At 39.4% G+C, this 12718-nt stretch carries 9 protein-coding genes and 1 pseudogene; 7 read left to right on the forward strand and 3 right to left on the reverse strand.

Annotation, left to right across the window (positions count from 1 at the left end; translation table 11 throughout):
- Positions 1-314: pseudogene (locus tag VNZ46_RS16495) on the forward strand (ATPase P); the annotation flags it as partial.
- 116 nt (positions 315-430) lie between these two features.
- Positions 431-1792: an alpha-L-fucosidase gene (locus VNZ46_RS16500; RefSeq protein ID WP_325561159.1), complete on the forward strand. Its 1362-nt coding sequence runs from the start codon at positions 431-433 to the stop codon at positions 1790-1792.
- A gap of 60 nt (positions 1793-1852) precedes the next feature.
- On the opposite strand, the gene VNZ46_RS16505 is transcribed toward VNZ46_RS16500, so the two are convergent.
- Positions 1853-3253 carry an aldehyde dehydrogenase family protein gene (locus VNZ46_RS16505; protein ID WP_325561160.1) on the reverse strand — a complete coding sequence of 467 codons (1401 nt, stop codon included), beginning with the start codon at positions 3251-3253 and terminating at the stop codon, positions 1853-1855.
- A gap of 109 nt (positions 3254-3362) precedes the next feature.
- Between VNZ46_RS16505 and VNZ46_RS16510 the strand changes: the two genes are divergently transcribed.
- The 5 genes from VNZ46_RS16510 to VNZ46_RS16530 all read left to right on the forward strand — a co-directional run bounded on the left by VNZ46_RS16510 (position 3363) and on the right by VNZ46_RS16530 (position 10454).
- Positions 3363-4241, forward strand: coding sequence for a LytTR family DNA-binding domain-containing protein (locus VNZ46_RS16510; RefSeq protein WP_325561161.1), 879 nt, complete (start codon positions 3363-3365; stop codon positions 4239-4241).
- Positions 4242-4336: 95 nt separating this feature from the next.
- Positions 4337-7087, forward strand: a complete 2751-nt coding sequence (locus tag VNZ46_RS16515; protein ID WP_325561162.1) for a TonB-dependent receptor — start codon at positions 4337-4339, stop codon at positions 7085-7087.
- A 25-nt stretch (positions 7088-7112) separates the two neighbouring features.
- Positions 7113-8417: a parallel beta-helix domain-containing protein gene (locus VNZ46_RS16520; protein ID WP_325561163.1), complete on the forward strand. Its 1305-nt coding sequence runs from the start codon at positions 7113-7115 to the stop codon at positions 8415-8417.
- A 28-nt stretch (positions 8418-8445) separates the two neighbouring features.
- Positions 8446-9510 carry an SO2930 family diheme c-type cytochrome gene (locus tag VNZ46_RS16525; protein ID WP_325561164.1) on the forward strand — a complete coding sequence of 355 codons (1065 nt, stop codon included), beginning with the start codon at positions 8446-8448 and terminating at the stop codon, positions 9508-9510.
- A 353-nt stretch (positions 9511-9863) separates the two neighbouring features.
- The gene (locus tag VNZ46_RS16530) at positions 9864-10454 is read left to right on the forward strand and encodes an HD domain-containing protein (RefSeq protein WP_325561165.1); all 591 of its coding nucleotides are present in this window, start codon (positions 9864-9866) and stop codon (positions 10452-10454) included.
- On the opposite strand, the gene VNZ46_RS16535 is transcribed toward VNZ46_RS16530, so the two are convergent.
- On the reverse strand, positions 10449-11084 hold the full coding sequence (locus tag VNZ46_RS16535) for a response regulator transcription factor (protein WP_325561166.1): 636 nt from the start codon (positions 11082-11084) through the stop codon (positions 10449-10451). The genes VNZ46_RS16530 and VNZ46_RS16535 overlap by 6 nt on opposite strands.
- A partial coding sequence (locus VNZ46_RS16540; RefSeq protein ID WP_325561167.1) for an ATP-binding protein occupies positions 11071-12718 on the reverse strand: 1648 nt, incomplete at its 5' end. The genes VNZ46_RS16535 and VNZ46_RS16540, both read right to left, overlap by 14 nt.

Consider the following 12718-nt stretch of genomic DNA (forward strand, 5'->3'; position numbering starts at 1 on the left):
AGGCGGATATTGGTATTGCGATGGGTACAGGAACTGATGTTGCTATTGAAAGTGCTGCCATCACATTGGTCAAAGGTGATTTAAACGGGATTGCAAAAGCGAGGTTGCTGAGTCATAAAGTAATGGGAAATATAAAGGGGAATCTGTTTTTCGCTCTTGGATATAATGTTTTAGGCATACCGGTTGCAGCGGGTATTTTGTATCCGTTTTTTGGAATTTTGTTATCTCCGATGCTGGCGGCATTAGCGATGAGTTTTAGTTCGGTATCTGTAATTCTGAATTCTTTAAGACTTAGAAGAGCCAGGATCGATTAGTTTTAAGCTGGATCTTTGAGATGCCAAAATGACTGAACGAATGGTAAGAAAAGGGCATCCTCGCTATTCATAGCTTCGGTATCTTAATCGTGTTTTATTCTAGACTAAACACTTTTATGAAAAACTTAAGAACGGTCCTGCTTCTCTGCATTTTTGCTTTCTCATTTCCCGTTTTTTCTCAAACAAAATCATTGTTGGGAGAAACGCCGGCTCAAAAGTCCCACCGCATGCAGTGGTGGACAGATGCACGTTTCGGGATGTTTATCCACTGGGGATTATATTCATTGCCTGCAAGGCATGAATGGGTGAGAAACTATGAAAGAATTACGAATGATCAATATCAGAAATACTTCGATAACTTCAATCCTGATGAGTTTAATCCAAAGGAGTGGGCAAAAAAAGCTAAGGCTGCCGGTATGAAATATGCGGTGCTGACGACCAAACATCACGAAGGTTTTTGTCTGTTTGATTCAAAGTATACGGACTACAAATCTACCAAAACGCAGGCTAAGCGTGATTTGGTGAAAGAGTTTGTAGAGGCTTTTCGCGCGGAGGGAATTAAAATTGGATTTTATTATTCTTTAATCGATTGGCACCATCCTGATTTTACAGTTGATGATACGCATCCACTTAGGGTAGATGGAAATGAGGCGAGTAAAGAGACGGCTTATGCGCGATTAAACAAAGGGAAGGATATGGGGCGTTATAGAGCCTACCTGAAAAATCAAATTACAGAACTATTGACCAACTACGGGAAAATTGATATTCTTTGGCTCGATTTTTCTTATCCGGGAAAATTTGGCAAAGGGCGTGAAGATTGGGGTTCTGTTGACCTTGTGAAAACCATAAGAAAACTTCAACCCAATATTATTCTGGATGATCGAGCAGACTTGAAAGAGTATAGCGATGGTTATGATTTTGTAACACCAGAACAGGTAAAGCCTGCAGAACTTCTAAAATATAAGGGTAAATATTGGGAAACCTGTCAAACTTTTTCAGGCTCATGGGGCTATTTCAGAGATGAAAACACCTGGAAAAGTCAGTATCAACTGCTAGATCTGTTGACCACCTCTGTAGCAAATGGTGGCAATCTGATTTTAAACGTAGGGCCAACTGCACGCGGCGAATTTGACTATAGAGCCAACAAAGCACTGGATAGTCTGGGTTATTGGATGCATGCCAATAATCAGGCAATATATGATTGTACTTTTCCTCCTGATGAATACAATTTACCAAAGGAAATGAATGTGAGGGTAACTTACAATCCGTCTAAGAAGAAATTATACCTGCATCTTTTTGATTATCCGGCCGACGGCAAAATCAGTTTACCTAATTATAACGGTAAAATCAGCTATGCACAATTTCTGAATGACGACTCGGAAATTTTGTTTAAGCCTGAGGGAAACGGCTTGGTTTTAAGTCTTCCTAAATCAAAACCGCCTTATGAAATTCCTGTAATAGAATTAAGTTTGAAGTAGGTCCATTCTTATCCTTGCCTCTGTTTGACCAAAGGCAAGGATAAATTATATAATTATTCATCACATGAATTTAGTCAGCATTTTCAGTACCCATCCTTTCTTTGCGTAAGGCGGATAAATGATTTCAGACATATTTAGGGAAGATTGAAAGACAACGGCTCTTTCGTGTGAAAATGTTTTGAAACCAAAAATTCCATGGCAACTGCCCACTCCGCTTCCGTTTACTCCGCCAAAGGGTAAATTGGGATTTGAAATATGAATCAAGACATCATTGATGCACGCACCGCCGGAGCTGGTACCAGTTAGTAAACGTTTAATATTGGTCTTGCTTTCGCTGAAGATATAAAGGGCCAGGGGCTTGTTTTTTTCGTTGATCCTATCCATCGGATCCTCCAAAGTATCATAAGGTATCACAGGAAGTATGGGGCCGAAAATCTCTTCCCCCATAATTTTGGCGTCGGCAGAGAGGTTGTAAAGGAGCGTGGGTTGAATGCTGAGTTCTTCTAAAACGGCTCCTCCTCCCCAGGCAACATTAGCTCCTTTATCTACGGCGTCATTGATCAGGTCCATTAAACGGTCAGCATGCCTTTTATTGATGATCTTCGCATAAGATAATTCATTGCTCTGTCCGTTCTCCTTCAAAAACATAGCCGCGGCTGCAATTTTATAGTGTGTTATGAACTCCTCTAGTTTGGATCTGTGTACAAATACATGATCAGGTGCGATGCAGGTTTGTCCGGCATTGATCAGTTTACCCCAGGCTATTTTAGTTGCTGCATTTTTTATTTTTGCAGTTTCATCAACTACTACCGGCGACTTTCCACCCAGCTCCAGAGTTACTGAACTGAGGTTTTCTGCTGCTGCTTTCATTACCACCTTTCCTACGGCAGTACTTCCAGTAAAGAAAATATGGTCAAAGGGGAGTTTAAGCAATGCTTCCGAAACGGATTGATCGCCTTCGAAACAAGCTATTTCATCTTTGCTGAATGTTTTGTCAATGATTTTTGTAATGACTGCGCTGGTAGCAGAACTGAATTCAGATGGTTTTAAAATTGCACAATTGCCTGCTGCTATTGCAGAAAGTAAGGGGCTCATCATGAGCTGAAATGGATAATTCCACGGTGAAATGATCAGACAAACGCCTTTTGGTTCATAATAGATTCTGTTTTTAGCAAATAAACTCGCAATATTTTTGCCTGCATAGGCTGGTCTCATCCACTTTTTAAGCTTCTTAATGGCGAAATCTATCTCACTGTAGATAAAAATGAGCTCAGTAACAGCAGATTCAAATCTGCTTTTTCTTAAATCGGTTTGTAAAGAAGTATAGATCTCTTCTTCAAACGTCTGAATGCTTGATTTTAATGCCTGCAACTTATTGATCCGCTGCCGGGCAGTACTGTACCTAAGTGCGTATTTGTTTTTTTGCTGGAGCTCAAAAACTGCGGTAATGGAATCTATCATTATTCTTAGAATGATTAGTTTATGGTAAGTTATTAAATTCTTTCAAAGAATATTAGCCATTATCTGAAAAATGATTAAATTAAGGGTATTTAATTCTTAATTTAACCTCATGCAAGGAATCACATCTTTTAAGGTTAGTCCGACGATTAAAATGGCATTGGAAAGCCGTTTTTCCTTGCTGAACACGACTAGAGACAAAAATATATTTATTCTGATCATTTTTGTTTTTAGCCTTTCTTTTACCTATATTTTTATTCCTTTTAATATCAATAAATGGTATAGTGTAACCAATTTATCTTTTTTTGAGATTATCAGTGTTTTTTCAATCCTGGGCGCTGCAACCCTTGCGCTTACTCAATTTGGCTTAAGAAAATGGTTTCATCTGGAAATGCTGACCTGTGTGCAGTATGTGCTCTGGGGCATTGGTGAAATGATGATTTTATCTGCAGTGGTTCTTGCAGTGGACTGGCAGTTCAATAACCATCCCGATCTAACCATTGGTTATTATCTTGATACTTTTAAATATACTTTACTGATCGCCATCATTCCTTACATCATCTCTCTGCTCGTTTTATTTGCATCACATAAACATCAACTGGCCTGTGTTCTTTCCAAAATGAATGAATCGAAAGTGCATCTGGATAATTTACCCATTGAAGATGAAAATGGAAAGGTGGTGTTTACCCTGCATACCGATCATTTGTTGTTTTTTAAATCAGAGGACAATTATGTAGAAATATATTATTTGCTTGGTGGTGTAGTTAAAAAAGAACTGGTTCGGACTACGTTGAAAAAAATAGAGGAAAAGTGCAGCCATTTAGGATTTGTGAGGGTTCACCGTTCTTATGCGGTCAATATAAAACATGTTTCTTCTTCGCGAAAAACGGCTAAAGGCTATTTGCTGCAATTTAATGTTTTTCCAGATGTCCAGGTTCCGGTATCTGCCTCTTATCAAAATCAATTTAAGAGTTTTCTATTCACCCCATAATTGCGGTATTTCACCCCAAAATAGGTTTTAAGAGACTGTATTGAGGTTTATGCGATTTATATTGCACTAACCAAATCAACTAAAACCTATCGGGCATGAAAAAAAACATACTATGCTTTTTGCTATTTCCTGTTTTTATGGTGGCAAGTCTCCAGGCGCAGACCATTAGGGGGACACTGAAAAATGAGGCTACGTTGGAACCGGTCTATGCAGTGTCTATCCATGTAGAAAATTCAAATGAGGGTACCTATTCAGATGACCGTGGAAAATTTCAGTTGACGGTGAAGAAGGCTTTGCCGCTTACCCTCATTATTTCTTCTATTGGTTTTGAAACTCAAAAGGTAACCGTTCAGAATTTTACAAGTCCAATTGAAATTATCCTTAAGCCCACCTCTATCCTGGGACAGGAAGTGGTGGTGTCGGCAAGCAGGGTGGTCCAGAAAAAACTATCTTCTCCTGTTACCATTGAACAAATCAGCAGTAAAGACATTACCAATTCTGCACAACTGAGCTATATGGATATGTTACAAGGTTTAAAGGGGGTAGATGTGACTGTATCCAGTATTGGTTTTACAAGTGTCACGACCAGGGGCTTTAACACCAGTGGGAACACCAATTTTACACAGATTGTAGATGGGATGGATAACCAGGCACCCGGGCTCAATTTTCCACTGGGTTCTGCGATCAGTTTGACAGAGCTGGATGTGGATAATATAGAAGTACTTTCAGGAGCTTCGTCTGCACTCTATGGCTCCAGAGGTTTAAACGGTACCATGGTTATGACGAGTAAAAATCCGTTTAAGTATCAGGGTTTAAGTGTGTTGGTTACTCAGGGGGTAAACCATATTAAAAGCAGCAGCAGTAATGACCCTCAGAGTGCTTCTCCATATTATGACTGGACAATCCGTTATGCGAAGAAGATCAACGAGAAAATGGCCTTCAAAATCAATGCTCAATATACACAGGCTAAAGATTGGGTAGCCACTGATACGACCAATAAGAACGGTCCTGGCACCAGATTTACTGATCCGAATTATAATGGTGTAAATTATTATGGAAGTGCAACTTCTGTAGATATTAATCCTTTTTTACAGGGGGCTCTCGCAGGTAATCCTGATCTGGCTCCAATCATAAATCCTTTGCTGGCAAAACCTAATTATGTGGCGCGTACAGGCTATCCTGAGTATGGATACCTGGACAATACCGCCAGGATGTTTAAGGCCAATGCCGAATTTCGATATAAGATTAATCCAAAGCTGGAAGCCATTATGTCTGGTACTTTTGGTACCGGGAATATTGTTTATACTAATGATACGCGTTATCAGCTTAAGAATTTTAAGGCCGCACAGTACAGGGTGGAGCTTAAGAGTGATAAATGGTTTGTTCGCGCTTATACCACGCAGGAAAATTCGGGAAATACGATTATTGCCGGACCAACGGCCCAGTATATTAATGAGGCCTGGAAAACCAGCTACGACGGCAATACTGGTGGTTGGTATCCCGAATATACTTCTGCTTTACTTACCGCTCTTGCCGGAGGGGCCTCGTTAAATGACGCCAACCTCGCGGCGAGAGCTTTTGCAGATAAGGGACGGGTGGAGCTGGGAACTCCAGAGTTTAATACGTTGAAAGATAAAATTTCAAATACGCCGATTTCCGAAGGGGGAACTTTGTTCTTAGATCGAAGTAAATTGTATAATGCAGAAGCTCAATATAATTTTTCGGAACTGGTTAAATTTATGAGTGTTATAGCTGGAGTGAATTGGCGCCTTTATCGTCTGGATAGCAGAAACACACTCTTTCCAGATAAAGACCAGCCCATTAATGTTAAAGAATACAGCGCATATGTGCAACTGAGTAAGAAATTGGCTGAAGATAAATTGAATCTAAGTACCTCTTTCAGATATGATAAGAATACGTTGTTTTCGTCGCCTAAGGTGACCTCAAGGGCTTCCGCTGTATATGAGTTGGCAAAGGAGAATTATCTTCGGTTTTCTTACCAGAATGCTTATAGTTTTCCTTCTAATATCCAGGCACTGCAGAATACACTTAGCGGTTATAATAGTTATTCTTCGGGTGGGTCTTCTTATTTACTGAATGGTACATACCATTTTGATCAATATGCGCCTTATACTTTAGAAAGTGTAACTGCTTATCAGCAATCAGGCAATGCTTCTTTATTGAAAAAATTTGAATACAATGATATTAAGCCGCAGTCTGTAAATGCTTTTGAGCTGGGCTATTCTGCCTTGATTGCCGACAGGTTTTTGTTTGATGTATTGGGCTATTTTTCAACATGGAAAAATTTCATTGGCTATGCAAATGTTGCCAATACGCCTGGTACAGATGATGTAAATGCTTTTAAAGATCACAGTACCTATGTGCAGTATAATATTGCTTTTAATGGTGGCGAAACGGTCAACACATACGGTTATGCGGCAAGTTTAAGTATTGATTTGTCTCATAATTTTCTGGCTAAGGTCAATTATTACTCTGATTATTTGAAAAATAAGAACAACAGTCAGATCAATAATTTCAATACCCCGCATTACCATGTGAATTTTGAATTTGGAAATACTGGTTTTGGTAAAAAACAAGTTTGGTCTTTCGGAACGGCTATGCGCTACAAACCTGGTTATTTCTACGTGGTTTCCGGAGGTTTAGCCCAAGGGCAAGTACCTTCTTCAGCAGTAATTGATGCGCAGGTGAGTTACAAACTGATCAAAGCTCATTCTTCTATCAAGCTCGGCGGAACAAACCTGACCAATAAATACTATTCTACTGGTATTGCCAATCCAAACATTGGGGCGGTTTACTATTTGACTTACGCCTACAATGTTCTTTAATAATTATTAATGATAAATCTCAGCTATGAAACGATTAGTCCAAATTACCGTATGTTTTTTCCTGTTTAGTTCTGTCTTACAGCTTTCTTGTACGCATTCTGCCAATCATCAAGACAACTATAAAATCAACCTTAGTTTTAAGCCAGGAGAAGAGGCTAAGATTATTGATGCATTTTTAGCGATAAAGGACAGCACATCGATCACTTTAAAAGAGGGGCTTTATAAATTTGATAATCTGAGTATTGCTCAGGTAAACCACATCAGGATACTGGGGGAGGGGCATGATAAAACGATACTGGACTTTACCCGGCAAAGCCAGGGGGGAGAAGCGATCAGGGTAACGGATGTAAAGGATTTTAAGATAGAGGGAATGACTATCCGGGATTCTAAAGGAGATTTGCTGAAAATTAACAAAAGCCGAGACATAACTATTACTCATCTGCATGCGGTATGGAGTAAGGCTGATTCTACCAGTGGAGGCTACGCAATTTATCCGGTGATGTGTAAAAATGTATTGATTGAAAACTGCTATACGGAAGGTTCTTCTGATGCGGGAATCTATGTTGGCCAAACGGATAGCGCTGTTGTTAGAAATTGTAAAGCAGCGAAGAACGTTGCGGGCTGTGAAATCGAGAATACTTCTCATGCCCAAGTGTATGACAACGAATTTTACAACAATACGGCAGGATTTCTGGTTTTCGATTTGCCCGACCTTTCCAAAAGAGGCGGACATGTAAAAGCTTACAACAATCATATTCATGATAATAATTTTAGGAATTTTGCAAAGTCAGGCAGTTTCGGGACAACATGGGGGGTAGGAAATGCCTCTCCTGGATCTGGGATCATTATATTGGCAGCATCTGATGTTGAGCTTTATAACAATCGAATCCTCAATAACAATGCTTCGGCCATTATGATTGCTTCGGGGTTTGCGGTCGATAGTGAGGCGGGAAAAAAAATGAATCCGAACTATTATCCAATTTCTAAGAATATATATATACATAACAACACCATTACTATGGGGCCTGTTTTTCCTAAACCTGTTTATGAACACCGGATCGGTAAAATACTTGTGGGGGTTGAACAGCAGTTAAACCGTCTTGAGCCAGCACGAAAAAACAAGCGGATACCTTTTATTATGTATGATGGTATTTCCAGTAATATTTTGACGAAGGGAATGTCATTAAATCCAGATTCGATTTGTATCGACCAAACTGGAGATAATGTGTTTGTTAATGCCGATTTTTTAAATATAAATCAGGTGCAGAATTGGAAACCAACAACAGATATAGCGCCTTTTAAGTGCAATCCGGCAATCAAAACTCAATAAAATAAGGAATTTTAATTATAGGTATTTCATGCGTAAAACGTATATTTTTAGTACTCTTTTTCTTTTTGTGGTCTCCTTAGCTCTTGTAGTGGGAGATGGTTGCAAGGGAAAGTCTGGTCAAAGGGTAGAAACTGAATTCCAGTTTAAAGAAAAGCTTTCTGACTATGGATTCTTTAAAGGAGAACTCCAGAAGTTGATTCCAGGAGAGGGTGTTGTAAGTTATGAACTCAGTACGCCACTATTTACGGATTATGCAGTGAAAAAGCGGTTCATTGTACTGCCTAAAGGAACAGCAATGAAGTATACGGCCAATGGAGCACTTGACTTTCCGGATTCGACTATCATTATCAAAAACTTTGCTTACACCAATACAGAACATCAAAACGTGATGATTGAGACACGGTTGCTGGCTAAAGACCCAAAAGACAAAAAATGGAAAGTGATGAATTATCTGTGGAATGCACAGCAGACTGATGCTATAAAACATATTAGTGGAGCAAAAATTCCCATCACCTTGCTGGACAACGATAACAACAAAATGTTGACCAATTACCAGGTACCCAATACCAACGATTGTAAAAGGTGCCATATTAAAAATGACGTCTTGACACCGATAGGCCCTAAAGCCAGAAATCTGAATTTTACCGTAGCTGGACAAGGAGAGAACCAATTACAGCAGTGGGCTAAAAAAGGAATATTAAAGGAATTACCGCCAATCACTGAGGTTAAGCAACTTCCAAATTGGGCAGATGCCAAGCATTTTACGTTGGAACAACGGGCCAGGGCTTATTTGGATGTCAATTGTGCACATTGCCATACTAAAGGTGGGGATGCGTATAATACAGGACTCTTTTTGGAATATGAGCAGACAAATCCAGATCATTTGGGTATTAAAAAAGCACCAGTTTCGGCTGGTGGTGGAGCTGGCGGATTAAATTATGATGTTATTCCAGGTAACGCGGCACAGTCTATACTTCTTTACAGAATGAATAGTGCAGAGCCGGGAGTTGCTATGCCAGAACTTGCCCGGACAGTGGTACATAAAGAAGGGGTGAAATTGATCCGGGATTGGATCAATAGCATGAGAAAGTAAGACTTCTGATCTCTGTACTATTTAGCGGCATAAGAATTGTAGTAGTCTTATTCAAAAAGACTTATGAATGTAAAACGAATTTTTGGGACAATTTTAACCATCTTAGGAATTATCGGGCTAATATATGCTGGTTATGGTTTTGTAAAGCATAGTCTTCAAACCCGGGAACTCGTAGTTGCGGGAATAATTGGTCTTATCTTTTTTGTTTCGGGTATCGGTTTAGTGAAAAACACTAAAGATGAATCCTGAGCACGGCCACATTAAAAAATAGCCTTCTTAACGATATCATAATATTTTCTATATTCTCTTTTTATAAACATTGTTTAGTATTGCTGTGTGCTAAAAATTGGAGGATGAATTTAACAAAAGAAGAAATTGCTCATTCAGTTGAGGAGATATTTGGTCTTTATGAAAAATATGGAAATGAAGATTACGGAGAGAACGTAACTCAGTTGATGCATATGACGCAATGTGCAAACCATGCCATAAACGAAGGTGCTTCAGATGAGATGGTCCTTGCGGCCTTTCTCCATGACATTGGCCATTTTTTAGAAAATGAAACGAGCATGGGAGGGTATGGCAGGCAAGATCATGACCGGCTGGGTGGTGAGTATTTGTTGAGCCGTGGCTTTTCTGAGCGCATGGTTAAATTGGTGTCTAGCCATGTCAGGGTAAAAAGGTATCTGACTTTTAAAGATAAAACCTATTATGATGAGTTATCGGAGGCAAGCAGGATAACCCTGGGGTTTCAGGGCGGCCCTATGAATGCAGAGGAAGCGATAGCTTTTGAAGTGGATCCGGACAAAGATGATTGTATCAAAATCAGGTTTTGGGATGATCTGGGGAAAGAGGAGCATATTCCAGTGGATCAGGAGGATCTAAATAGATTAAGAACCTTAATGACGGCTTATCTGGAAATACTGAATGTACAATACTACTCATAATAGTCCAAGCTGATTGGCTTCCATAATGAGTTCAGCAACATTTTTTGCACTGAATTTCTGAATGAGGTTCCTGCGGTGTGTATCAACGGTGAGAGGACTTAAAAAAAGTTCTTCTGCAATAATCTGGCTTGTTTTGCCTTGAGCCAGGAGCGATAAGATCTGTTTTTCACGACGGGTAAGCTGTGGCCTGTCTTGCAATTGATTTTTTGAAGGGCGGCTGATGATTTCGGTAACTTCTTTACTAAAGCAAATATTTCCCTTTACAGCTTCTGAAATACAATGTCTAAGCTCGTCCAAAGAACTGTTTTTTAGCAAATATCCACTGGCACCATTTTGAATGGTTTGCATAATTATGCTCCTTTCGGTATGGTTGCTTAGAATAAGGATAATGGTAGAGAGAGATTCCCTTTTGATCATTTGACACAGATCCATTCCATTGATATCAGGAAGGGTAACGTCCAGCAGTACAAGATCAACCTGATTAACTTTGATATAGCTCAGGAAATCTTCTCCTTTAAAGAAGGTACTTGTTATCTCAAGGTTCGTTTCATTTTGAAGCAGGGTCTTTAGCCCTTCGATTACAATTGGGTGGTCATCTACTAAGGCTGTCCGTAATTTATCTGTCTGCATTTGTGTTGAGCTCAATATTAATGGTTGTCCCTTCGTTAAGGGCCGAAGTTATTTCAAAGCGACCTTTAAGAAACGCAATACGGTTTCTTAAATTGTCTAATCCCATGCCTTTTTTGCCATCCAGTATTTCGGTATCAAATCCGATACCATCATCTTCAATCGTAATAAAAATGGTGTCGGCATTCTGGCTGCATTGAAGCATAATATGCGTTGCCCGGGCATGTTTTATGGCATTGGAAATTAACTCCTGAACAATGCGGTATATATTTAACTGTACGGTTAAAACAATATCTTTTTCAATATTAAAAGGTTCAAATGCGATGTGTAAACCATCGCGCATATAAAATTCGCAAAGATCTTTAAGGGCCACTTCCAGACCAAATTTCAACAGGGTTTCTGGTACCATATTGCGGGCAATACGCCGCAGTTCGCCTACCGATGTATCGAGTTGATTGATGATGCGGTGCAGGTCTTTATCATCTGATACTGAGGCATTGTTGTTGGTCCATCCGGATAAGCCTATTTTTACTCCGGCCAGCATGCCACCCAGGCCGTCGTGTAAGTCTCTGGCCACACGTTCCCGCTCATTTTCTTCTCCATCAAGCATTGCTTTAGTTACCTTTAGCTGTTGTTTTTGCTCCATGTCCTTGAGTTGTTGCTGATAGTTGATTTCTTTTTGCTCAGATAATTTTCGATTGTTGCGTGCACTCAGAACTACGAAACTGAGTATCATCAGTAATAATAGACAGCCTGATCCTAAAAGCCATTTATACAGGCGCTCGTTTTTTGTATTTAATGCGGATTGTTCATTCTGAGTTTGTAGTGTAGTGATCTTTTGTTGATTTTGTGCAGTCCGGTATTTTGTTTCCAGCTCATTTATTTTAAGTTTCGTCTGGCTGTTTTGAATACTGTCTTTTAAAAACCGGGATTTGTTTAACCATAAATAAGCTTCTTTATAGTTTTGCAGATGTTCATTTGTCTTGGCCAATTCAGAGTATATTTCAGCTTTGTCATTGATGTTTGCTGTAAGGGTACCCTCGTTTATAATATCCATTAGGATTTGCCTGGCTTTATCATAGGATTTTTGGCGGCTGTAAACATCATATTTTCTAAAGATGAATTGCTGGTACAGTTGGTGCTGATTGTATTTTTTTGCTAAAACAAGACCCTTATCTATACTGGCCAGTGCTTTGTCAAATGCTGCGATGGTGGTATAATACAATGCTTCATTGTAGTAGTATAAAGGATAATTCAGGGATTCTGGAAAGGGCTTGAGCAAGCCCTGTGCTTTTTTTAATAATGGTATAGCTTGTTTGGCTTTATTTTCATAACAGGAGATGCTGATTCCATTCAAATAGGCAAATAAAAGGGTAGTTGATCCAGGGCTTTCTTTTTCCAGTAAATCAATGGCCTTTTGATTATAAGATCCGGCTTTAGCAAACTGATAATTGTTCATTAAAATAGTAGAAAGTTGGGTGTAGAAATGGGCAATCAGCTTTTTATTGTCTGCTTTTTCTGCGTTAGGAATTGCTTTATCGAGTATAATGCGGGTTATAAATTCGTATCCTTCTTTGTCTTTGTTCATCAAGGCATAATTGAACCAGGAGGAAGCCTGGTTACCATAAGCTTTTCGG

This window comes from Pedobacter sp. (genome assembly GCF_035566355.1).
Lineage (GTDB): Bacteria > Bacteroidota > Bacteroidia > Sphingobacteriales > Sphingobacteriaceae > Pedobacter.

What these genes read in the sequence shown, in the direction of transcription:
- VNZ46_RS16535 (WP_325561166.1), bottom strand. Translation starts at nt 11,084, where the DNA reads ATGCAGACAGATAAATTACGGACAGCCTTAGTAGATGACCACCCAATT.
- VNZ46_RS16505 (WP_325561160.1), bottom strand. Translation starts at nt 3,253, where the DNA reads ATGATAGATTCCATTACCGCAGTTTTTGAGCTCCAGCAAAAAAACAAA.
- VNZ46_RS16510 (WP_325561161.1), top strand. Translation starts at nt 3,363, where the DNA reads ATGCAAGGAATCACATCTTTTAAGGTTAGTCCGACGATTAAAATGGCA.
- VNZ46_RS16525 (WP_325561164.1), top strand. Translation starts at nt 8,446, where the DNA reads ATGCGTAAAACGTATATTTTTAGTACTCTTTTTCTTTTTGTGGTCTCC.
- VNZ46_RS16500 (WP_325561159.1), top strand. Translation starts at nt 431, where the DNA reads ATGAAAAACTTAAGAACGGTCCTGCTTCTCTGCATTTTTGCTTTCTCA.
- VNZ46_RS16530 (WP_325561165.1), top strand. Translation starts at nt 9,864, where the DNA reads ATGAATTTAACAAAAGAAGAAATTGCTCATTCAGTTGAGGAGATATTT.
- VNZ46_RS16520 (WP_325561163.1), top strand. Translation starts at nt 7,113, where the DNA reads ATGAAACGATTAGTCCAAATTACCGTATGTTTTTTCCTGTTTAGTTCT.
- VNZ46_RS16515 (WP_325561162.1), top strand. Translation starts at nt 4,337, where the DNA reads ATGAAAAAAAACATACTATGCTTTTTGCTATTTCCTGTTTTTATGGTG.